Source organism: Pedobacter sp. ASV28 (assembly GCF_016428855.1).
GTDB lineage: Bacteria > Bacteroidota > Bacteroidia > Sphingobacteriales > Sphingobacteriaceae > Pedobacter.
In genome coordinates this window covers 72,650-97,075 of the sequence record NZ_JAELTN010000014.1, presented here as the reverse complement: position 1 = coordinate 97,075, position 24,426 = coordinate 72,650, and the positions used below count along the sequence as shown (strand labels likewise).

Annotated in this window: 17 protein-coding genes and 1 tRNA gene; 9 read left to right on the top strand and 9 right to left on the bottom strand. The window is 37.5% G+C overall.

Going from position 1 to position 24,426, the window contains the following annotated elements; genetic code table 11:
- The 3 genes from JHD79_RS07310 to JHD79_RS07300 form a co-directional block, all read left to right on the top strand.
- On the top strand, positions 1 to 1,550 hold a 1,550-nt coding region (locus JHD79_RS07310), incomplete at its 5' end, for a gliding motility-associated C-terminal domain-containing protein (protein ID WP_199118562.1).
- A gap of 47 nt (positions 1,551 to 1,597) precedes the next feature.
- Positions 1,598 to 2,593 carry a PorP/SprF family type IX secretion system membrane protein gene (locus JHD79_RS07305; RefSeq protein ID WP_199118561.1) on the top strand — a complete coding sequence of 332 codons (996 nt, stop codon included), beginning with the start codon at positions 1,598 to 1,600 and terminating at the stop codon, positions 2,591 to 2,593.
- A 10-nt stretch (positions 2,594 to 2,603) separates the two neighbouring features.
- The gene (locus tag JHD79_RS07300; RefSeq protein WP_199118560.1) at positions 2,604 to 4,622 is read left to right on the top strand and encodes an OmpA family protein; all 2,019 of its coding nucleotides are present in this window, start codon (positions 2,604 to 2,606) and stop codon (positions 4,620 to 4,622) included.
- 109 nt (positions 4,623 to 4,731) lie between these two features.
- Here JHD79_RS07300 and JHD79_RS07295 read toward each other — a convergent pair whose 3' ends face one another.
- Together JHD79_RS07295 and JHD79_RS07290 are read right to left on the bottom strand one after the other, a co-directional pair.
- Complete coding sequence (locus tag JHD79_RS07295; protein WP_199118559.1) at positions 4,732 to 5,049, bottom strand: DUF962 domain-containing protein; 318 nt, start codon at positions 5,047 to 5,049, stop codon at positions 4,732 to 4,734.
- 54 nt (positions 5,050 to 5,103) lie between these two features.
- On the bottom strand, positions 5,104 to 5,739 hold the full coding sequence (locus tag JHD79_RS07290) for an HAD family phosphatase (RefSeq protein WP_199118558.1): 636 nt from the start codon (positions 5,737 to 5,739) through the stop codon (positions 5,104 to 5,106).
- A gap of 443 nt (positions 5,740 to 6,182) precedes the next feature.
- Here JHD79_RS07290 and JHD79_RS07285 point away from each other — a divergent pair.
- The 4 genes from JHD79_RS07285 to JHD79_RS07270 all read left to right on the top strand — a co-directional run bounded on the left by JHD79_RS07285 (position 6,183) and on the right by JHD79_RS07270 (position 10,367).
- Positions 6,183 to 6,256: transfer RNA gene (locus JHD79_RS07285), tRNA-Ile, on the top strand.
- A gap of 592 nt (positions 6,257 to 6,848) precedes the next feature.
- Complete coding sequence (locus tag JHD79_RS07280; protein WP_199118557.1) at positions 6,849 to 8,552, top strand: hypothetical protein; 1,704 nt, start codon at positions 6,849 to 6,851, stop codon at positions 8,550 to 8,552.
- 87 nt (positions 8,553 to 8,639) lie between these two features.
- Entirely contained in the window at positions 8,640 to 8,894 is a 255-nt protein-coding gene (locus tag JHD79_RS07275) for a hypothetical protein (RefSeq protein WP_199118556.1), read from the top strand.
- 174 nt (positions 8,895 to 9,068) lie between these two features.
- Positions 9,069 to 10,367 (top strand): T9SS type A sorting domain-containing protein, encoded by a 1,299-nt coding sequence (locus JHD79_RS07270; RefSeq protein ID WP_199118555.1) that lies wholly within the window; start codon positions 9,069 to 9,071, stop codon positions 10,365 to 10,367.
- 1,056 nt (positions 10,368 to 11,423) lie between these two features.
- Here JHD79_RS07270 and JHD79_RS07265 read toward each other — a convergent pair.
- Positions 11,424 to 14,351: an N-acetylmuramoyl-L-alanine amidase gene (locus tag JHD79_RS07265; protein WP_199118554.1), complete on the bottom strand. Its 2,928-nt coding sequence runs from the start codon at positions 14,349 to 14,351 to the stop codon at positions 11,424 to 11,426.
- Between the two features lie 462 nt (positions 14,352 to 14,813).
- Positions 14,814 to 16,103 (bottom strand): ATP-binding protein, encoded by a 1,290-nt coding sequence (locus tag JHD79_RS07260; protein WP_199118553.1) that lies wholly within the window; start codon positions 16,101 to 16,103, stop codon positions 14,814 to 14,816.
- A gap of 438 nt (positions 16,104 to 16,541) precedes the next feature.
- Between JHD79_RS07260 and JHD79_RS07255 the strand changes: the two genes are divergently transcribed.
- Both JHD79_RS07255 and JHD79_RS07250 read left to right on the top strand, forming a co-directional pair.
- Positions 16,542 to 17,630 (top strand): hypothetical protein, encoded by a 1,089-nt coding sequence (locus tag JHD79_RS07255; protein WP_199118552.1) that lies wholly within the window; start codon positions 16,542 to 16,544, stop codon positions 17,628 to 17,630.
- Positions 17,631 to 18,018: 388 nt separating this feature from the next.
- On the top strand, positions 18,019 to 19,044 hold the full coding sequence (locus JHD79_RS07250; protein WP_233164604.1) for a formylglycine-generating enzyme family protein: 1,026 nt from the start codon (positions 18,019 to 18,021) through the stop codon (positions 19,042 to 19,044).
- Positions 19,045 to 19,146: 102 nt separating this feature from the next.
- Here the strand turns inward: JHD79_RS07250 and JHD79_RS07245 are convergent, their stop codons facing one another.
- From JHD79_RS07245 to JHD79_RS07225, 5 genes are all read right to left on the bottom strand, one after another.
- The gene (locus tag JHD79_RS07245; RefSeq protein ID WP_199118550.1) at positions 19,147 to 19,914 is read right to left on the bottom strand and encodes a methyltransferase domain-containing protein; all 768 of its coding nucleotides are present in this window, start codon (positions 19,912 to 19,914) and stop codon (positions 19,147 to 19,149) included.
- A 175-nt stretch (positions 19,915 to 20,089) separates the two neighbouring features.
- A complete protein-coding gene (locus tag JHD79_RS07240) occupies positions 20,090 to 21,115 on the bottom strand; it encodes an acyltransferase family protein (RefSeq protein WP_199118549.1) in 1,026 nt (341 codons plus the stop codon).
- 410 nt (positions 21,116 to 21,525) lie between these two features.
- Positions 21,526 to 22,680, bottom strand: coding sequence for a serine hydrolase (locus JHD79_RS07235; RefSeq protein WP_199118548.1), 1,155 nt, complete (start codon positions 22,678 to 22,680; stop codon positions 21,526 to 21,528).
- 116 nt (positions 22,681 to 22,796) lie between these two features.
- The gene (locus JHD79_RS07230; RefSeq protein ID WP_199118547.1) at positions 22,797 to 23,360 is read right to left on the bottom strand and encodes a helix-turn-helix domain-containing protein; all 564 of its coding nucleotides are present in this window, start codon (positions 23,358 to 23,360) and stop codon (positions 22,797 to 22,799) included.
- 82 nt (positions 23,361 to 23,442) lie between these two features.
- Entirely contained in the window at positions 23,443 to 24,405 is a 963-nt protein-coding gene (locus JHD79_RS07225; protein ID WP_199118546.1) for a transporter, read from the bottom strand.
- Positions 24,406 to 24,426: the final 21 nt, after the last annotated feature.

Genomic DNA, 24,426 nt, shown 5'->3' with positions numbered 1-24,426 from the left:
TGGGTACTCCGGCCACGCTGGGCGTGGTGCAGGTTTCGGGCCTGAGCTACAACTGGTACGATTCCAACGGTACGCTAGTGGCATCGAACACTGCGAGCTATGCTACGCCCAACAACCTTGCTGCGGGGAGCTACGATTATTTCGTGGAGGCGGTGAACGGCAGCAGCTGCAGCAACAGCACGGCCTCTCGCACCAGGATCACGATCTCAGTGAATCCTGGACCAATATTGCCAGTGGTGGCTACAGCAGGAACAACAATTTGTGCGGGAAATTCAACCGTATTAAGTATTGTAAATCCACAAGCAAATGTTATCTATGAATGGTATGATGATGCAACTGGGAGTGCAATACTAACTACTGGTACTTCATATCCTACATTAATGCTAAATACATCGAGAGATTATTATGTAAGAGCTGTAGGTACGGCAGGTTGTACAAGCGCCACAGCAAGGGTGAAAGTTACGGTAACGGTAACTACGAAACCTCTTGCCCCAACAGTAACGCTGAGCACAGTTAGTATTTGTACAGGAAGTTCAGCAACTTTATCGGTAAGTAATCCTATAGCAGGTGTAACTTACAGCTGGTATACCACTGCAATGGGAGGTACAGCTATTACAACTGGTTCAACCTATATGACCAATATGCTTAATGCCAATGCAGTGTATTACGTAGAAGCGAGTGTGGGTAGTTGTACATCTATTAACAGAACAGAGGTAAATGTTGAAGTGGTTGCTATACCAATTGCACCCACAAATGTAATGGCAGCCAATGCACAGCTTTGTGCGGGAGCTTCTACAATATTGACCGTAAATAATCCTAATGCCAATCTCAACTATAGATGGTATACTACATCTACGGGAGGTACTTCATTATATGAAGGTAATTCTTATAGCACGGGTACGCTCTCGTTGACCACTATATTTTATGTGGAAAGTGTATCTAAAGTTGCAGGTTGTGTGAGCAGTACGCGTACTGCGGTAACGGTCAATGTTGCTACAGTACTTCCTGCACCAGTTGTTAGGGTAGATAATGTAACCAGCAAGAGCATTTTATTTACATGGAATACCGTTGCAGGAGCATTAGCTTATGAAGTATCAATTAATGGGGGAACAACCTGGACAGCACCTACAGATGGACCGGTAGGTACAAGCTATCTGGTATTAGGTCTGAGTCCGCTACAAAGCGTAACGATTATTGTAAGGGCAAAAGGACAAACAGATTGCCAGAATAGTGCCAATTCTATAGCCGTAACAGGGAAAACTACTGATCCATTTGGTAATGAATTATATGTGCCCAATACTTTTACGCCAAATGGAGATGGTAAAAATGATCTTTTCTTAGCGTATGGTAATGCTGTTTCTAGATTCAGGATGCGTATCTATAATCAATGGGGACAATTTATTTATGAGGCTCAGTCTATAAATCAGGGTTGGGATGGTACTCACAAGGGAACTTTACAGCCTAGCGGCGTGTATGTTTATTATATCGACGTGACATTTGAAAGTGGCACAAGTAAAATGTTCAAAGGAACAATAACGCTATTAAGATAATTTGGGCCTTTAATAATTGTGATATGGTTTTAACTAAAATGATACCGATGAAAAATACAAGAATAATGTGTGCACTAATTTTTGTGTCGATTTTTATAATAGAGCAGTCTAAAGCACAGATCGATCCTCACTTTTCACAATATTATGCCAATCCGATATGGCTCAATCCTGCATTAACAGGGGTAATTGATGGAGCTTATCGAGTAAATGTCAACGCAAAACAACAATGGAGCAATTTAAACGACGGATTTACAACTGTAGGTGCTTCCATTGATGCTGCACCGGTAAAGAATATGGCCTTTGGTGGGATGGTCATCAATCAACGGGCAGGTGGCGTTGGTTATAACCAATTGAGTGCATTGGCTTCGGCAGCTTACCGAATTCGTTTTGGACAGAGTGGAGATAATATTATCAATTTTGGCTTGCAGGGCGGGATAGTCAATAAAAGTTTTGATATATCAAAGGTAACCTTAGGAAGCCAATATAATCCGGTTATGGGCTATGATGGTTCCCTGTTGTTTGATGAAAGTTTTGCAGCCGAGAATTTCACCGCTCCTGATGTGAATTTTGGAGTAATGTATTTTGATGCTTCTGATTTTAGAACTGTAAATTTATTTTTTGGAGGAGCTGTTTCACATCTCACTAGGCCGAAAGATAAATTTGTGGGGGGAGGCGCACGTATTCCTATGCGTTATGCAGCTCATGGAGGCGCAAGGATAAGGGTAAATCAGCTTTTCGATATCACGCCAAATGCCTTATACCTAAAACAGGGAACAGCAAGAGAAATAGCCATAGGTGCTTATGCACAAATGATGCTAAATACCGAATCAGATCTGCTCTTTGGCTCCAATTACAGAGTGGATGATGCTGCCATTGCATTTTTAGGCCTTCATTTTAAAAGTATGGTTTTTGGGATCAGTTATGACTTTAATACATCTGGGCTCAATAGGGCAACAGGCAATAAAGGAGGGTTGGAATTATCTATATCCTTTATTGGTAGAAAAGGCATTGTTGGTCCGAACTTTTTTTGCCCAAGACTTTAATACATAGCATATGAAAATCGTAAACTTTACTATTATTCTTTTCTGCTCGCTTTCCATAGCGAAAGCGCAAATGACATCAAGTACCAATAACAAGCGTATAGCCGATGTTTACTTTCTTAATAAGGAGTATTATGCGGCGGCTGAGTATTATAAAAAAACCTTGCAGATTTCGCCAGATAGTTTAGGCTTTATAGTGCCTTATGGTTTCGAAAATAAAATAAAGGAAGCGAGCCCTAAAAAAGACGATTATGAGTATGCCGTATTTCAATTGGCCACCTCATTAAGGTTATATAAAAATTTTAAGGACGCTGAAAAATGGTATGCTATTGCTAATCAATTTATTAATGAAAAGTATATACTAAGCGGCTTTTGGTATGGCGAATGTCTACGTGCAAACTTAAAGTATGAAGATGCTATTGCTGCATTCGAGGCATTTCTTAAAAAATATAAGCTCAATGACGATTATGTAAAAAAGGCAAAATTTGAAATAGAATCCTGCAAGTATGCTATCCATGAGATTAAATATCCGAGATTATATAGAATAACAAGATTATCGAATAACATCAATTCAGCTGGGTCAAATTATGCCCCACTTCAAAATAACGCTGAATTTTATTTTACTTCATCACGTCCAATTGGTAATGCTGGAAAAAATGAGGTGTTAGAAGCTGGGAAAAACAATGTTAAGGTGGTTAAAAAAGAGACACCCTACATTAATACATTATACACCATTAGGGCAGATGATCCAAAATCGCAAAATGTAAATGTAAAGAAGGTGGGGCTTGAAATGAAAAAAATGGAGTCGGCAGCCATTGCACTTCATCCTAATGGAAATTTTATGTTTTTTACAGCTTGGGTTAATAAGGAAGATAAAAAACGGAACATCTACATGAGTAAAAAAAATGGTGATAAATGGGAAGATCCAATAGTTTTGGGAGGAGAGGTAAATGTAAGTGGATTTAATTCCATGCAACCTTTTATTACAAAAGATGGGAAATACCTGCTGTTTTCTTCAGATAGACCAGGAGGATTGGGAAAATACGATTTGTGGTACGCTGTGCTAAGGCCTGATGGTAACGTAGGTAATGCCATTAATTTAGGAGCAAAGATCAATACCCAAGATAATGAAGAAGCGCCTTATTATCATCCGATCACTAAAAAGCTTTTGTTCAGTAGTGATGGAAGGATCGGTTTGGGAGGTTTTGATTTTTATGAAAGTGAGGGTGATTTTACCGATTGGTCAGTACCTGTAAATTTGGGTTATCCATTTAATTCTGCAAAAGACGATGTATATTTTACGGCCTTAGATGATACTGGCAAAGAGGGATACATTAGCTCTGATCGTGAATCTATCTGCTGCTTGGAAGTATTCCATATAACAAGGGAATACATAAATGTTTTTGGCGCACTCGTAGACTGTGTTACTAAGAAGCCTTTGCAAGGCGCTACGATTACGCTAACGGGAGTAGATACAGAGAAGCAGATCGTGTTAACAAATGCCGAAGGTAAATATCAATTTCAAGTGGGAAGTAACCGTGGAATTCAGGTTAATGCAGCAAAGGAAAATTATTTTGCAAAAAGTATAAGCTTTAATTATGAACAATTGGTAAAGTCTGATACGTTGTTAAGCCCAGATTTGTGTCTTGAACCCATGGTGATCGATAAGCCTATTGTATTGGATAATATACTTTATGAGTTTAATAGTGCCGAGTTGACCGAATTATCCAAAGCAACCTTGGATACACTTTACAAAATTATGGTTGATAATCCCAACATAGAAATAGAGTTGAGTTCCCATACAGATATTATAGGCACAGAAAAATATAACCTGGAACTATCTGACAGGAGAGCAAAATCATGCGTGTACTATTTAATAGGTAGAGGCATATCGGCCGAAAGAATGACTTGGAAAGGCTATGGTTTTAGTCGGCCAATTGCTCCAAATAAACTACCAAATGGAGAGGATAACCCAGAGGGGAGGGCCCTAAATAGAAGAACGGAATTTAAGGTGACAAAACAAAAAAAGTAATGAGCGTCCAATAAAGTCTTTTTGGTCATTATGCCCTAATTCCTCTATCTACTATTTGGGAGATAATTTCAATAAGGACTTTTTGGACACCCTCATTATGAAAAATAGTTTATTTTGTTCGGAAGGGTTGTTTACCGCTTAATAGATCCCAAAAAAGTATAAAATCACTGGCTAAACTGTAGAATGGATATTGGAAAGTAGCAGGTTTATTCTTCTCAAAAAAGAAATGTCCTATCCAAGCAAAGCCATAACCAAGGAATGGAATAATAGCTAAAAATCTCCAATCGTGAAATAAAACACCTGTAATTAAGGCCAATAGTACCAAGCCTGTACCTATAAAGTGTAATATACGACTGGTAAAGTTTTGATGTTCGCTTAGATAGAAAGGATAAAATTCCTGTAAGGACTTGTACTTTTTTACAGACATGGCAATGGTTTACACTAAGTTAAATAATTTACTGCAAAATAAGACGACATTAAGTTATAGAATCTGGTTTTCTTTGAGGAACTCATTTAGGTTTTCTGGGTGTACATTCATAAGCAAGGTATTTAGACCTACTTTTTTTGCACCCTCTATGTGCTGCGGACTATCATCTATAAATAAGGTTTCCGTGGCTACCAGATTGTTGTCTTTCAATACCATTTCAAAAATTGCTGGATCAGGTTTCCTCATGTTGGTATCTTGTGAAAAATAGGCTTTCTCAAAATATTCTTCATAACCGTTAAGGCCGAAATCTTTTTGCAGATAGGACATGATCCAATCATAGTGGATTTTGTTATTGTTGCTTAGTAAAAATGTACGATATTTTTGTTTGACTTCCAATAATACCTGATGGTTATTGCCCGAAACACCTATCAATAAACTGTTCCAAGCGTCATCTATTTGTTGATCGCTAAGCGCTGGTCTATTGGCCGCTTTTCTAATGCCATCTCTAAATAAGACTGGGCTTATGGCACCTGTTTCGAAATCATTAAATAATTGATGGTGCGTTTTATGGGCAAAGAATTGTTCCGCATTTGGAATGCCAAGCTGTGAAAAAGCATTTTGTGTCCTTAAAAAATCTATGGCAAAAATAACATTGCCGTAATCAAATATGATGTTTTTAATGTGCGCCATTGAGGTGTCCAAATTTTATGGCAAAGATGTATCATCTAATTGGTAAAACCTAATATAGCAAGGTCTGTTGTATCATTTTTGTACGATTTCATCTAACGGAAGATCGGATTTCTTTCAAATTAAAAATTGGAACTGTTTTAGGTATATTTTTGGTTTATCAATATGGTTATAACTATTCGCTATGATTAAATAGTCCATCGCCCGTATTTTCTATAAATGGCGAGATGATAAATGGCGCCTTTATAATTGACGTATTACCATTAGCGGAGTAGGTACCATTATTTGTATATCAGCTAGTGTTTTGATAATTAGTTGTTTTAATGCTCATGCTGTCCCTATAGCTTATTCTATCTTCAAATAATTTTAAAAAAATTGAGTAAAGTACTTTCTAATTTGATTTCAATTACGTAACATTGCACTCGCAAAATCTGAAAAGATTTTCAGGGCCTATAGCTCAGTTGGTTAGAGTAGAAGACTCATAATCTTTTGGTCGCTGGTTCGAGCCCAGCTGGGCCCACTTAAATCGCCTTAACTATTTAATAGTTAAGGCTTTTTCATTTTTATTTTTCACGTAAATTTTCCACTTTAAGATTTATATGTGGTTTAAAGTTGTTGATTTTCAGTTGTTTGTGCTTTTATAACGTTTCGATGTTCAGTTAAGTCCACTTCCTAAAGCGTTGCAGAAATGCAGGGCTTTTTTGTTTTGACGTTTAGATATGTTTCGCACGCTTAAGTTCTAGCGAAGGCTCCTTTTATGTTGTATTGATGTCAGAAGGTTATTCAATGCAAATTCAGTCAAGGCTACTTCTTTCCAGATGGGCTTGTTTGAAGTCAGAGAAATTGAATTAGCTTTTAAAGCTCTTTTTGATAAACCAATAAAGTTGATTTCTTCTTCAAAACACTAATGCTAAATAAATCAATGGTTTAAAATGAAATTATTGATGCAAGATAGGTTTAAGCCATTCTGATTTATCCAATACTTAACTAAGCAATTTACAATTAGGATAAATTTTATGTAAAAGCGAAGCTATATAGTTTTTTATGATTAGGTTTGAGCTCTCTCTATGAATGTAATGAAAACATGAAAAAAATATGTTTATTCTTCATTTGTGAAAACTAAAACAGGGCTTTTTTTAACGCTTTTTATTCTTTTATCCCTATTCGGCTATTCCCAATATCAGCCACTATTAAAACTCGATTATAGTGAAAGGGCAGAGCAAATTTGGGATATCTATGAGCTGGCTCTACGAGGCACCGAAGCCATAGAAAGCGAAAAAAAAGTTGACGCATTTGAGAAATTTGCACAAAAAAGTAATGATAAGCAATTGATTTTAGATGCAGATCTATTGCGTACGATGTACTTTATGAAGTTTAGGCCAAAAGAGCAGCAACTTATTTTACATCGTTTAGATAGCTTATTTAGCGAAGCAGATAAAGTAGGTTTTAAACAATTGTTACCAAGAATAACCCGGGCAAAAGCAGAATATTATTGGAATGTATTGGGTAATTACGAATTGGGTTTCGAGAATTACGACCGCTTGGGTGCAATGTTGCCAAATTTATCGGTAGCTATTTATCCAGATAAAACATTTGACTTTTATGCCATTGCAAACGCCTACTATACTTTTAAGGATTACCACAAGGCATTACAGTATTTTAAGCAAATATTGCCACTACCAAGTAAAAGTAGAATTGATTACTTTAAAAATCAGGCTTACAATAGCTTAGGTTTAATTTACCAATCTTTAGGAAAACTAGATCTCTCTGACCAGTACTTTTTAAAATTAAGGAAGATCAAAGAAAATAAGAGAGATACATTTTGGATGGCCATTGTAGATGGTAATTTAGGGCAGAATTATTACCTCAGAAATCAATTCGATAAAGCCATTCCACTATTCAAAAATGATATTTCACAGGCAGTAAAACATAACGACTGGGGCCTTGCCTCTGGTTCTTCTATGTTGTTGGCCAATGTTTACTTAAAGCAACAGCGTTTCACAGATGCCGAAAGCCAAATCATGAAGAGTAAGCACTATGTGGAAAAAAGTCAACAGTATCAACGTAAGGCACAGCTCTTCCCTTTATTGAATAAACTATATGCAATGAAGGGAGACATGAAATTAGCTGCATTATACCTAGATTCCACCTTAATGGTAAGAGATAGCCTAGACAGAAAGTTCAATACCATGAAATTACTACGAGCGCAGCAAAAGCTGAGTAATGAGCAGGGTCAAAAAGCAATTAGTGAATTAGAAAACAAACAAAAAATAAGAGAAATACAGAGAAATGTCATTATAGGTTTGTTGGTCATCGCTATCGTGTTTTTTGTTTACTACTATCGTGTTCAGCGTAAAAGACTTTTGCTCCAGCAACAAATCAAGAGCATCAAAATTACTCATCAACAAAATTTATTGCTCGAAGCCGAAACAAAACTGCAAGAATTTACCAAACAGATTTTGGTTAATCAAAAGCAGATTATGGAACTTTCTGCACAATTAAAAACCGAAGGTAATGACAATACCATAGCGCAACTTCGTCAAAGTATTATTCTTACCGATGATGATTGGGAACAGTACCGCCTGCTGTTTGATAAAGTGCACACAGGCTATATTTACCGCCTTAAACAACAATATCCACAACTAACCCCTGCCGAAATTAGATACATTACATTGGTTAAGCTACAGTTTGATAATAAGGAAATGGCCGCCGCATTAGGTGTATCTGCCACCACAATTAGAAGCACTTGGCACAGGTTGCGTAAAAAAATGGAATTAAACGAAGAAGAAGGTCTCAATAAGCTTTTAAACTTGTAGTATTAAATTGCAACGTTTTTGCAACGCCCCAAATTGTAGAAAAAATTACTGTACACCTAACTTTGAAGCTTACCATTCTTTGTTAATATGTATCTTCAATCTTTTGTTAGCCGAAGTAAAGCTATCCTTAAAAAAGCACTTACCGTTAGTACAGTTATCATTACGTTAAACCTTGGTGGCTATTTGTTGGTTAAAGCCAGTGTTGTCCCTGTTATAAAAGCAAAACGAGTTGTGGCAATTACGCCAGATGCCAATGGTATTTTATACGTAAAGCAAGCAAACACTACTAGTGGTACAGGCGATAGTTGGGAAATGCCGTCACCGAGTTTGCAGATGCTCTAATTGTGGTCAATAAAATAAATACCATCACTATTGAAAGGTAAAGGAAATCATGGATAGTGGACAGAATACGTTTACCGCCCTATTCGATTAAGATCAGCGGGACAAACGAAATCTGAAAGATCCTTAAATGTTAGTATATCTCAAACTTAAATTAATAAACTAAAATAAAACTATATGAAAAAATGTTTACTCTTGCCAATTTTCATTGTTGCTTTAAATCTTTATACCGCAAGTGCTCAAGATGCACCGACAGGTTTAGTTGTTTCTAATACTACTGATAACCATACTACAGTAAGCTGGCAGGCGTCTACCGCAACAACTACCACTGGTACGAAAGTAGAGAGCTTCGATCAACCATTTGGCACCAGCTCTTGGAATAGTGGTGGCTACGATTGGAACTCAGCTAACAGCGATACTAGAGGTTATAATGGCTTGGTACGTACCGGTAGTGCAAGTTGGTATATCGGTCGTAATGACAACAGCCTTACTTTTAACGTACCATTTACGTTAAAAGGATTATGGATATATCCAAGCAATTTAACCTCTTACACGATTAAAGCTTATAGTAGCAATAATATCGAATTGTACACTAAGACAACAAGTGTGAGTTTCAGTTTTGGGTTTGAATACGTAACGCTTAACTGGAGCAATGTTAAAAAGATTAATATTTCTTTTGTTAGTTCTGGTTCTGGCCCAAGTGGTAGTATAGTTGTAGATGACTTGAATTATACACCTTCAGAAAACGTTTATCCGTATTACGTCTCTACGGTTAACGCAGCCCCAGCTAGCAATGAAGCCGCAAGCGGAATATTCACAGGTACAGCTGCTGGTATAGGTGGTTTACAACCAGCAACTACTTATTATTTATGGATGAGGACTTACGACGGAAGCAGTTATGGAAATTGGACAGATAGCCCCATTTCGTTTACAACTACCAATGTTTTGCCAATAGTTTTAAAAGATTTTACTGCTAAAAAAAAAAATAACCACGTAGCTTTAAAATGGACAACATTATCAGAGCAGAACAACAAAGCATTTGTACTTAGCCACGCTACAGATGGTAAAAACTTTGAAGTTATAACTGAATTACAAGGCAAGGGCACAACTTCAAGTGTAAGCACTTATGCTTTTGAGCATTTATCGCCTTTGGCTGGCACAAACTATTATAAACTACAGCAGCTAGATTTTAATGGCGATGTTAAAGAATTAGGGATAAAAACCATAGATTTTAAACTAACCAATAACATTTCTTTATATCCAAATCCAGTAACTGAAAAAGCAGTAATAACATTTGATACAGGTTGTCAAGCCATAGAAATCATTAATGTAAATGGTACTGTGCTTCAAACGTTAAGTGTTTCTAAAACAGATACTAATAAAGAAATTTCTTTAGCAAATTATCCATCAGCCATTTATTTTGTCAAACTTGTTGGAATAAATAAAATGGATATCCTTAAAGTGATTAAAAATTAGTAACCATCGATTGTTAAAATTAAGGGCCATACAAGTGGTACAATAAAGAAGAACGGGCTTTACAATGACCGGTCGAATCTTGCAATGGAATTGCAATAAAATTTCAGGGATGTGTAGGAGTTAATTCTTTTGAATTTTGCCAAAGGTTAACTCCTTCCTGTTTATACAGTTCGAATTTTACCTCGCTTTGATTCTTCCTTAATTCAATCAAAACCCTCAAATCATCTATAAATCGGTTCAAGTTTTCCCTCGCGTCGCCCACAAAGCTTCTCATGAAAATGGGGAGCTTTTTTTATGCCTAAACCAGACTAAAGCTATTTAAAGGTTGTTTCTGACAAACAACACCTTGTTGTTCTACACAAATAGAACTAGAATTAACTTGGTCTCAAACATGAACTTTCTACAATATTTGGAACGTTTACTGGCACGTTTTGATTAGGAAATATTAGATTCTAATATATTTAAAGCCGAGTACTACTAAAAACAAAGCCCATCCTTTTACAGATGGGCTTTGTTTAGTCTTATGCATATTGAACACAGATTCTTTTGTTGGTTGAATTAATTGACTTAATCTTCCTGTTTTAATTTAACTACAGGAATGTAGCCAATAAATTTACTGGTCTCAATTTCATTAGTGATAATCTTTTCATGTTTTTCATGAACGATGAACAAAGAGAAGAAATCTTCCTCGCAATAACGCTTCAACGTAGTAATATAGGGTAATAGACCCAAATCACGACGAACTTCTCCTACAATACTGATGATTCTGCCATTATTTCAAGAAGGTACAGTTCGTGTTCCTGTTTGACTGCTTCTGGGAGCTTTGGTGATGTTATTTTTGCCTTTCTCATGATTCAATCTTTTCTGTTGTGTTACGGGCTTTTATCAATAGCTCTTTAAGTACCTTTTTTATAGTAGAATTATAGCTTTAATTCTCCCGAAAAATAATTTACTCATTTTAAAATTTCATGTCGGTGAATATTTTAAAAGTTGAATGCCATAATTAAACAAAATACCGTAGGATAACACCTACGGTATTTTAAAAAATTATTAACGCTAGTTTTTTACAATCCTTTTTACTAAAGGTATATTACCGTTAAATTTTAGTAAGTAGGTGCCCGAAGCTACATTGTTTAAACTGATAGTTGTTTGCGTTGTTGAGCTGCCTAATGAGATTTGTTTTAATATTTTACCGTTGATATCTATAAGCTGTATCTGATTATAAACACCTGCCACAAACGCAACGTTAATGATATCTTGCGTTGGGTTTGGATAAATTTCTACTTTGTTATCAGTTAAAGACACATTAACCGCTCGTACCCCTAAATCTGTTATTTTACCATTAAAATCTTGTTGTTCTAATCGATAATAATTAATACCATTAACTGGTTTTTTATCATAAAAAACATAATTATTACCGGTTGTTGTATTTCCAAAACTTGCAACTCTACCAACAACATTAAACTGCTGCCCATCCACTGATCGGGAGATGATAAATTCTTTGTTATCAGTTTCAGAAGCGGTTTGCCACTGTAATTTAACAACCCCCGTGTTTTGCATTGTTACATTATAGCTAAGTAGTGTAACTGGCAAAGTTACCTCAAAATAGGCCAATGCTTTTGACATAAAAGCTGTAATTTGTTCTTGAGGTGCAGTTTCTATTGCAAATCCTATAAAAATAATTGCACCAGAGCTTGTTCCCGAGCCAAATGTACCTTTATAAGCAATTCCGCCAAAACGTCCTGCGGTATTATATTTTAAAATTGCTGTTGCACCGCCAAAAGGGCTGATATTATCAGGCCATGGTTGTGGATAAATCTGTCCAAAATTTAGTGTTACACCCTCGAATGGACTGCCTATTACGCCTGACGCAGGCGTATCTGTGGTCGTACCGTCACTAACATAACTTGCCTTCAAATAATTATTCATAAAACTTATATCGTATTCACCTGCACCAGATCTTCCTAAATTATATGCAATTTCTGATCCTGTAATTAGCAGTTTTCCACCATTATCCAAGAAAGTTTTAACTTTTGCTTTGTTTGTTCCGTTAAAAATTTTGTCAGCGCTAGATTCGTCACCGGAAAACCATAACACAATATCGTAGTCACTTAATAAAATAGTTCCTGCGTCTATCATCTCGTCGGCAGCAGAATTAATTCGTAGCGTGGCATTGTCTCGCAGCGTATTAAAATAAATGGCAGCAAAATTGTGCGATCTTGATTTATAATCGTTAACTCGATCAAATGCGTCAACAATAAGAACCCGTGGCCCTGTTGTAGTATTTACAGTTCTGCTATAAACATCACTTGGTACACTTTCAACATCGGGATTAGTTCCATTTGTAACCACCGCAGTAAGTTTAAAATGAACTGCAGTGGTTGTAGGCACCACTAAAAATTGATTTGGGTTTAAACTGACACTTGTGGTGGTGGCTGTTAACGTAGATTCATCAGCAGCTAAGGCCCAACCACTAAAATCGTCGTCTAAGGCATAATATAAACGATATCCTTTTAATGTAGGCTCGGTGTTGGCTTTCCACGCCGCATTTACTACATTAGAACCTCCTGTACCTGTGATGTAATATAGCGTTGGTAATGAAACCGACGGAATGACAACACCGCCGGCAATTCTGTTCAATAAATTTGTCCAACGTGCAGTAGTCAAATTAGGGCAATCGGTAGCTTTAACATCACTATGACCATATATGCCACGGTCGCCATTAACTCCTCTTCTTACTCTTGGAATGTTATTTCTATTACAAACATCTATAGCTAAGTTTGCCGCGGCAACTAGCATGGGTTCGCTATCCCACATGGCCAAGTTAGTAGCTAAAACTTCATGTTCTGTACTTACGCCTGCACCATTCCATTGTGGAAAACCAGTTACACCTTGTGCATAAGCTCTATCGCTTTCTCTCACTACCTGCGATATTTCTCCATCAGAATTTCGAATACAATAATTAGCGCTCGATGGTGAAGTACGTGTGCAATCACTAAACCAAGATATGGCACCAGCATAAGTTCCGGTTGCCATATAATGAACAAAATAGTAATCGATGCCATAGCCGTTTCGCCCTGAAGCATAATTACAAGTAGTCATTCTATTTATTGCAGTTGGATAATCAGTGTTTGTACTAGCAATACTATTCGCATTCTTATTTTTTTTGTCAGATGCGATTTTATATTCAGGAATAGTAATTGGTTTAGCGTCAATTTGAATAATTTCTCTCCAGAGCGATACCGTTTTACTTCCGTTTTTGATCACACTGTAAAAACTTGTGGCTAACGAAGTCTTCATTTCTTCGTTGCTTAAACCCGTCAAATCTCTTGTTGCCTCAAACCAATCCGCTAAATTATCTGATGTAGGTTTGCCTTTTTGATAATGGGCTAATAGCGCAGCTGCAGCTCTAATATTTGCTTTGGCTTGATTTTTTATATCGTCAACCTTTAAATTCGTCAAACTCGCAGCAAGTGTAATTTGTTTGATATTATCCGATTCAATTAAACCCATCATTCCGTAAGAGCCATAAAACGATGGTCCTGTTTGTGCCCAATTGCTTTGTACCTGAGCGGCAGCTTTCAATATGATTGCAGGTACTTGAAATTCAGCTGCTGCGGCATCGATATATTTTTCTGTTGTGGCCACAGACGGATGCGGACGATTTAAAATATCGGCAAGGTCTTCATGGTCTTCGCCACTATGATCATATTCAATAACAACTCCTTGGAGCTTGGCTGATTGATTTTGTTTTTCTATCGCGGCTTTCCGGTCGCGGTCGGTATTGGAAAGAAAGTCGTTCATGTTTCTTTGCAAAAACACATCACCGTTTCCATAGACACGTTTTTTTATTGGCGAGCTTAAATTTTTATCTACCAACTTAATCAAGTCTTCGTTGGTTCTTTTGACTTGTGCAATGGCGCTACATGACGCTGCAAAAACTAAAACAATAGTTTTTAAAATAAAAGGTAATTTTCTTCTCATATTGAATTTATTTGGTGCAAAGTATTAATTAAAAATGAACGCAAAAAAGAGCATATTTGAGTTCATAGATAACTGTTTGATAGTGTAAGTGTAAGAATAATAAATTATAAGTGCAACTTAATGCGGTTTTGTATTGCAAAAAACGTAAAAAACCGCACTCCAAAAACTTTAAGAGTTATATTTTTGCTCTCTACGCAATAACCGGCGATATTCTAACATATCATCAATAAACAACCCATCTAGCGCAAGACTTATGAGCGGTGGAAAAACAAATGTGACAAGCTTTACTACTTTGCGAAAGGTGCAGCCGCCTATCAGTGTTGAAGACTTAAGAAAGCTCAATGTGCTGTGATATTGGTTTGAATTGAGGAAATGGTTCAAGTTTTATCCAGTATCCTCATTAATTAATGCATAACAGTGCTAAAATTGCCACTGCTAAAAAAGTTGCTTTTAGAGATCTACTTAAACTGCCGCCAGTGGCAGACTAATGTAGAATGTTGTCCCGTTGTCTTCATTGCTATCAAACCAGATGCGTCCTCGATTGGCACGGATAAAATCCCAAGACAACATCAGGCCAAGGCCTGTGCCTTTTTCACCTTTGGTACCAAAGGTGCTGTTTAAACGTCCCTCAGCAAAAAGCTGGCGCTGTTTATCTGCTGGAATGCCCTTGCCATGGTCATGTATGGCAATTATAGCTGCATTATCCCGCTTTTCTGTGGTAATATCAATCTGTCCACCAGTGTAAGAGAATTTGATTGCATTGCTCACCAAGTTGCGGATCACAAAATCAAGTTGATCCCTGTCGGCCATTACCGGCAGGTCGTGGTAATTAGGCGAATTAATACTGATATCCTTTGCCACAGCTTGTGCCATCAATAGATCGAGAGATTTCTTTATGGTAGTCATGGCGTCAACCGAGGTGATGTGAGGCTGGGCGCCTTTAAGTTGTGCCGATGCCCAGCTCAATAATGTATTTAATGTTTCATTAAAAGAGCGGCTTTGTTGTTTCAATAGCTTGATGACTTGTCTTTCTTCTTGCTCATCCAGTAGGTCTGCATCTACCATTTCCAGCGCCTGCATAATGCTGCCGGCAGGCCCGCGAAGATCGTGTCCAATAATAGAGAATAAGGTGTCTTTGATCTGATTCGATTGAAAAAGAGCTTTGTTAAGCCGTTTTGTACGCTGATAATAAAATGCAAAAATAGCAATCAGCAGAGTAAGCGAAATCATCACCGTCAAAAAAATGGCACGTTCACGTTGTCTATTTTCTTCTGCACGTAACTTGGCCGTTTCCTGTGCCCTACTTTTCCTGAAAATATCCTGTAACAATTTTTGGTGTGCCTCAAGGGCAGCCAATGATTCTTTGTAGTTCTGTTGTTGTTTGTAGACACTGCTCATGGCTAATAGGATATTTGCGCGGAGTTCGTGTTTGTTCAGTCGTTCCGCAATTTTTAGCGCATTTTTTAAATAAGATCGGCTTTGACTGGTATCTTGTCCTTTTAGTAATATCCCAATATGCATTAGTGTGTGGGCCTCATGTTCCTGAAGACCATGGGCTCGGGTATGCAAAAGTGCTTGCTTATGATAGTACAGTGCCTTTGTGGTGTCACCTTTCAAAGCATGTGCTTTTGCCGAATCAGTAATTTTTTTATAAGTGTTGACATGTATAGTATTGTAGGTAGGCCGCACTTGGCCTTTGCATCCTAATATCCCAAAAAATACTAGCAGGTATGTCGATAGACAGATTTTCATATCATATTTATGGTTAAATGCCTTTGGGGTTTTTTTGGCCTCCCTAATGCAGGGATAATATAGGTAAAAAGGCCGAAACTAGTGCTTTTTTCTTTAGTATACGCCTATATCTCTGAACTATTATACTGATTTAATATTAGCATTTAAGAATTTAATCAAGGGGAAGCCATATCGATTTGGGTAAAAGTACCTGTTCTTGTGTTATAAATACCTGAATCTTAATATTTTGAGATCAATTTGTTTAAATGCTTGTTATACTTCTGATGAGCACTTAAATCATAATGCTCTCTTTGGCTATTATCGAGGATTATGCCCTTGATTTTCTATTCTCTCGATGGGAAATATGGCTTTTGCAAAAGATCTCAAAATTACCTGCCTTTAGATTGAAACATTGAATATCAAAACCATAAATATTTACAAAATAAAACTAAAAACGTTATGCAAAATCTTCTAAAAATTAAGGCTAATCAGTCTTTTCTGTACAACAGAAAGATCAGACCTACAATCCTGTTATTTGTGATCTCACTGTTCTGGCTTCAGGGCGCTGCACAGACCTACCATTCGAATTTTACAAACCCAACTGGCAATTACAGTGATGTTTCTCCTTCTGGAGGAGCTTGTTTTGCGCCTACATTCACTAATGCTAGTGATGTTGCCGATGTTAGTCTGGGCAATTATGCCAGTGTAAGCGGGTTACTCGTCACAACATTGTCATGTACGAACACCACTTATTCTATACGGGCCAAGCTCAATTTTCCAGGAGGGACTCTGTTTGCTCCAGCTGGTTATGAGGCTGGTTTTAGGGTACGTATGGATGCCACTATTCCTGTCTCATTGTTGCAGAACAATATCTCTATACGTACCTATTTGGCTGGTAACTTGAGGCAAAATATTCCTGGGTCTAGTATTGCGGGGATCTCCTTGCTCACAGGAGAGGAACCGGTAGACTTATATTTTACCAGTACCCTATCTTTCGATGAGGTTGAGTTGGTATTTGACACAGCAATCCTTCCTATTGGTGAAAACTTTGATTACCGTTTCTATTATGCCTTCGGAACAGTAAATGTACTGCCCGTAACTTTTGGTGATTTATCTGCTAAAATTCAATCAGGACGTTTGCAGGTAGACTGGACAACCCTTAGCGAGACCAATAATGCCAAGTTCATCGTACAGGGCTCTAATGACGGAAAGACTTGGACAGATCTAGGTGTTGTCGATTCCAAAGCGCAAGATGGGCGTTCGGCTACGCTGTTGCCCTATAGTTTCTCTAGGGAGTGGAGTGGTGCCATACTTGCTGGTTTTGGTATCTTAGGATTATTGTTGTTGCCTGTGACAAGAAGTAGGCTGTTCAGGATAGCCATAGTGTTAATAGCGGTGTCTATTGCGATTTCCTGTGCCAAAGAGACTGATAGGATAGGAGACTTTAAGGAAAGTACTTCTACCTCCCAGGCAGTTTATATCCGTTTGGCACAATTTGACAAGAATGGTACGACCACTTACAGTGCAGCGGTGCTGGCCAAGAAATAAAGGTTTGACTATTGAATAGATTTTTAGCCCGTGGCAGTTGCCATGGGCTTTTCTATTTAAGCTATAAATGTTCTAGGCCCCATTAATAACAACAGATGCGTAACGAAAAAGAGTTTTGTGGTTTGAAAAAGATGGTGCAAATTAATTTTGCAAATCGGAAATGGGTATTTTACCACCTGAAATGAGGATTGTATTTGTCTTTTGGAATGCCTGTAAGTTGAAAGAATAGTATTTCTTTTAATGTTCAGAACCTAAGTTTGTTAGATCATGGTTCAATTACCGAAAAATTGAGTTTTACGATTTTAACTGTGCAATTCGGAACAATTAACGTCCAAAAATGCCATTATTAAGTACTTAGTTTGTTAACTTAACCTCATAAATGATTAAGATGAGATTTTTTTTCAAATTCCTTACTTTTATGGCCATTGTGCTAATTGTGGCTTGCCACAATAGTAATCAACAAGTCGATCAGGCAGCTGAGCAGCAGGCAAAGACGATAGCAAGCAAAGCCGGAATGGTTCTGGTAAGAGGAGGATCATTTACCATGGGCTCCGAAGATCGAAGTTTTGTAGACGCACAATCACTACATCAAGTTACACTACGCAGCTTTTGGATGGATGAGCATGAGGTTACAAACGAGCAGTTTGCGAAGTTTGTAGATGCCACGGGCTATAAAACAGTTGCAGAACGAGAGATCAATCCCAAAGATTTTCCTGGGGTACCTTTAGAGAGATTGGTGCCAGGCTCGGTTGTTTTTGCTCCGCCTTCTCGTCCGGTTTCCTTAGATGATCCGTTGCAATGGTGGAAATATGTATATGGTGCTAGTTGGAAACATCCTTTCGGTGCAGATAGTAAAGCAGAAGCGAAAAAGCCTGTGGTTCATGTGAGTTATATAGATGCTGAGGCATATGCTAAATGGGCTGGAAAGCGTTTGCCAACTGAGGCCGAATGGGAATATGCTGCTAGGGCAGGAAAGGAGCAACAACCTTATTATTGGGGTGTCGAACTTAAACCTTCAGGTAAATGGCAGGCCAATATCTTTCAAGGACGTTTTCCCAATGGCGATACCAAGGAGGATGGATACCAAGGAATAGCTGATGTGAAATCTTATAAGGCCAATGCCTTTGGTTTATACGATATGGATGGCAATGTTTGGGAATGGTGTGCCGATTATTATCGTCCAGATTATTATCAGAATAGTCCAGCAGAAAATCCAACAGGGCCAAAAGATAGCTACGACCCACAAGAACCAGGTTTGGTAAAGCGTGTACAAAGAGGAGGTTCATTTTTATGTAGCGATGAATATTGTAACCGTTATAAAGCAGGAAGTAGGGGCAAGGGCGAAATTAACAGCGCCTCTAATAATTTGGGTTTCAGATGTGTGAAAGACGTGAAAAATGGAGATGGAAAATAGGTTGAATACCTTGTTGTAATGCCCCTTTTACATCTTGCACATTCAACGTAGTATCCTGCTTTTCCCACAGCACGTTATAAACTTCGGTCTGCTTTTAGCAGCTCATGGCTTTCTTCCGTACAACAATAACCTTTTGAAGGCATAAATGGCAGGCAGTTTGGTAAAATGTGCAGCTATCCTTTGTTTGAAGGTATAGGCAAACTTTTTGCGCTGTTCTTCATCAAGACGATCCATGTAGGGGATGAGTGCAGAACCTGCGATAAAATTATAAAGGGTTTCATGGTCGGGTGCAATAATGGGGTAGACTTTTTGAATGATGGACAGATTTTCGAGGCCACCATCGAAAAGGAGCTGAGTATATTCATCAATGCTCAATAGGGGCGATTCTCTTTTCCAACCCTTAAGCTGGCTGTAGAATGGTTCTTCCTGTATCAGTTCAAAAAGCAGTCTGTTGAGGATGTTTTCAGGCTGTACAGGCATTTGAACGGCAAATTCTCCACCAGTGTTTAGCCGTTGCAGCAACAAAGGGAAAAGGATATGGTGATGGTCTGACCATTGTAGTGCCGCATTGCTGAATATGAGGTCCCATTGCTCTCCGGTACGGAGTATATCTTCGGTAGTGGCATGAATAAAGTGTAGCCTTGCGTGTGCTAGCCTGCTAGAATGCTCGAGCATCTCTACAGATGAATCGACACCGATAAAATTGGTCTTACCAAACTTTTCGGAAAGGATAGCAGTCTGTTCTCCTGTTCCACATCCCAAATCAATGGCGTGCTGATGGTGATCAGATCTAATCATTGCCATTAGATCATAAAAGGGTTGATAGCGAACATTTTTAAACTCTTCGTAGATCTGGGGATCCCAAGGCATAGGCGATTTTGTTTTTAAAGAGTGTTTAGGACTATTGAACCGGCCATTGGCATACTAAGATAATATTTTTGTTTCTGGAATGCAAACCGCGATATTGTTTATTGGGTGTTAAAGCAAAGTAATCTCATAAGCTCTTGGTCACAGGTTCAAGTGCAATAGGGTTAAATTCTTAAGATTACCCGAACAGGCTTTTTAAAATCGGCAATCTTTCTTCATAACGTATAACCAATGGTGTAATCATGATAGGTATAATAACCGATACCAAAAAAGCGTCCCAACCGAAATAGGTAAATTCTTTAAATATTAGGGTATATAAAAAGAATACGATCATATGTGTAAAATACAACACCGTACTGCATTTTCTTAAAAAGAGATTGTTTTTCAACCCCTCCAATTTGAGGTTTAGGGTTAAATAAAATAAGGTTATGGGTAACAAGGAAAATAGTAATGGCGAAATAATCTCAATTTTTAAAAACTGGAAAATTGTGCCAACTATTACCAAAAAAAACAGCATTGCACCAGATGGTCTTATCTTGTTAATGGAGATCAAACCTCCAACCATAAGATAGAACATGCCTGTAAATAATCGGCCAGTTAAAAATAGATATTTTACATCTTTACCCACCGTTAATAAATACTTGTTTTCACTTTCTCCAGTCACTAAATAATTAAATAACATAGCTGTTATGAAAACGAATATCGAAATCAAGAATATGGTGCTCACCTGCTGATTGATGAATGTTAAAAAATAGATAAAGGCTATAGCATATATCATCGATAGTAAAAACCAAAGCGGCCAAGAGTAATAATTTTCACCAAAGAAAAAGGTACCTCTTATGAACAATATAATATCTTTTTCAAATATCAATTTGTCGGTTGCATATCTCCAAATGGTGATGGGTAGAAATATGATGGTCCAGTATACATATAACCTAACAATTCTTTTCAAGTAAAACCATAGGGTGGTTAATTGATATGTTTTATCTGTTTTTTGATACACTTTTGAGAAGAGGCAAAAACCAGCTGCCATAAAAAAATAAGGAACAACTAAAAGCAATATTGAATTCCATAGCTGATTAAATATAGGATTTTTGATGTCTTTAAAAGGATGGGTGTGCCCAGCGACAACCAAAATGGCAAGTAGGAATTTAGTGATGTCGATTCCTTTGAAATCTTTTTTTGCTGTAAGACATATTTCCATGAGAGCGAGTCTAATTTAGAATTGGGTACTATGGTAATCGCGTAAACCTAAGTTTAAGAATGTTGTGCTATCGATTTTTTATCGCCAAATGGCTATATTTTAAATTAAGGGGAAAGCTTGTACGATTTAAGCATTATAACCTATTTGTGTTAGTCTTATTAATATTTTTTTCTTAAAGCGATGCCCTATATATCAGCTATTGGCTAATATTTTTCGTTAAAAATACTATCAAGGTAAATGAACTGTGTACGTATTGATTAGTTAATTTACGGGTTTTCTTCCAACATCTTAACTCATCCATAAGGCTAAACAATCGAATTTAATACCTTGTTTGTGCAAGAGTAATGTGTAACATAAGGTATACACTTAATGGGCAAATAGCGCTAATCATCATTTGCCCCTGTTTATTTTTAATTATCTAAATGGCCTAACCAACGTAAAGGTGAATATTTATCTCTAATACAAGTGCTTAAAATTAAATTTGAAACACCTTCAAAGTTCTCACTGTTACTTAACAGTACCACTGCAATGCCCTTTTGGGGAAAAGCGACAAAGTAGTTTTGGTTTGCCTCACCATGACCAGTATGAAAAAATGCACGGCCTACTTGGCTTTGGAATACTCCAACACCCAGTCCCCAAGCCAAATGGATTTTATCATTTTCAAGCGTTAGGCTATCCCTTAAAGGACCAAATCCGCGTTTACTTTTCACATCGATTTGAGAAGAAAGCATTTGCGTGTATAATTCTTTCGACAAGCCTTTTTTCAACATCAAATTGACCACAAACTTTGCATAATCAAAAGCAGTGGTGACCATTGAACCAGCTGCCCGGCTTTCAAGTCTTTTTTCAGCCCCATAAATTTTTCCATCTTTATAATAGGCCAAAGAGAAGTTACTTTCAAATGCTGGATTCCAAATCATAGAAGTATGGTCCATATGCAATGGTATAAAAACCTCTTCTTTGGCCAGTTGCTCTAATCGTTTGCCCGTATATTCTTCCATCATAAAGCCAAGCAGATTTAGTCCTTCATTAGAATAGTAAAATTTTTCGCCAGGTCTGACAATCAGATCGACTTTCCCTTGGTATAAGCCTCGTAATATAGGCATGCCTGAACTATGGCTTAAAAGCATTCTTGAAGTTATTTTATTAAAACTAACAGGATCATTGCCTAGATCTTTCCATTTGGTATATTGGCCTATCGGTTTTTTTAGGTAATGTTGAACAGGTATATCCAGTTTAAATATGCCTTTTTCTACCAGGCGAAGAAATAAGTAGGCACTTATCGTTTTAGTAAATGATGCAGCATACATAACGGTATTGTCTTCAATTTTCAATTCCTTTTCCATATTTCTAGAACCGAAGTTTCCTGTCCAGACAGTTTGGTTGTTGTTGATGATGGCTACTTGTAGACCTATAATTTTTGAACTGTCCACAATATGGGCTAACCGATCTGTTAATGTTGCCATAGAAATAGTTTGGCCATTCAGCTGTTTAACTGTAGTGACCTGCTGCGCAGATGAAATGAAGTAAATACTACAAAATAAGGTCGTCATTAATTTTTTCATGATTTGTTTTTTATCAAATCTCTGATGAAATTAAAAGATAAACAACGACATCTTTGCGTCAACTGCACGACAAATTGGCCTTAAGTTGTCTTAAGGCTTGTTTTTGACTATTACTTCTATTGCATCTTTAAGAAGGGATAAGAGAAGGGGTATTTTACCTCAGGTTGGTTGATAGACCGGAATAAGTTGACCAGGGTAACGATGACCATAAAAGCATAGATTAGAAGGGTTAAGGGGAAACCTACCGGGAAAAAATAAACCATCAAAACAATGGATGGAAAAAACAGGATGGTAAAGGTAATATGAAAGTTGAGCACCTGCTTGCCCTGTTTATCGAAATCAATGTTTTCATCCTTTTTAAGGATCCACAAGATAAAGGGTAATATGATATTTAATATGGGAAACCCAAGTCCTAAAAGGGCAAGCAGGTGAAAAAGAGGGACTATGGGCAATTGTTTTGTCGTTTCTTTAGGTACAGCATTACTTTCCGGTACATCCATTAACAGTTTGGCTTCTATATCTAGGCAGTTGGCCAGTATCTTTAAGGTATGCATATGCGGAACAACAGCCCCTTTTTCAATACGTTGGATTGTTCTTGTGGTTACCCCAGACAATTCAGATAGTTGTTCTTGGGTTAGTCCTTTTTTTCGACGGTAAGTGGCAAGTTTGGAGGTAAGCATATTTTTATGCTACTAAAATCGACAAAAAATCTGATGGCAACAACAAGCCAAGGGCATATACCTTTTAACTCCTTAAAAAGTTTTAATGTGATCCATTAGGAATTAAAATGTTTACTCCAGCCTGAACAGCAGTACCAGCAAACCTGTTTTTTGCTGCAAAGTTTTGAGTGATCCTAGCCATCACCCCAACTTTCATTGGCGTGATCCAATAAGAAACAAAACCACCTATGCCTGCTATGCGATCGGAAACAAAACCGCCATTAGTGCCTTTATCATCACTAATCTGACTGGTATAATGACTAAATAATCCGACCATATCTCCTCTATTATTTAATAAATACGAACTTCCCAGATCAAATGTCAAGTGGCTTCCTTCTTTGAAGTCTGTATCTTTTTGCCATTGGTTGATTTCCATTGTGGCGGCGAGAGTAACACTCACCTTGGAATCTGTTTTTACATTTCCCGCTACTCTAATGTTGTGAGACCAATAGCCATGCCCTCCATTGTCTAGGTCGTGCGGTTTATATCGGCCTGTAGGAGCCCAGGCACTATAATTAAGGGCGTAGCTAAATTTACCTTTAGTCCACGATAGCCATACAGGTTGTATATACATATCGCCGAATCCTAGGCTTTTATTGGTAAATACATAATTGCCAGAACCCGTTTGACTAGAATAATAATCTAAAGCAATACTGGCAGTTGGACTATTCAGTGTGGGAATAATCATCATTCCCCAATTGGCGCCCAATATTTTACCTTTGCCACCATAAATAGCCATTAAAATAAAAGAATTGGTAACCACGTTTTGTTTAATGTTAAGGGAGGTAGGATTTCCTGGTGCAGGGTTAATAAGCACATCCGATTTATTTCCTGCAGCATTATGGTAATCCATATTTGCATACCCGTACCAAACTGGAATGATCCAACCTGGATGAGGTGCAAAGTAGTCGCCTGGATTAAACGATGAACCAGAGTAATGACCTTGCGAAAAAGTGGGTAGACTAATAGAAATAACCAGAAGTACCATAAGGGCTGTTTTTTTCATAATGAATGTTTTGGGTTAAGA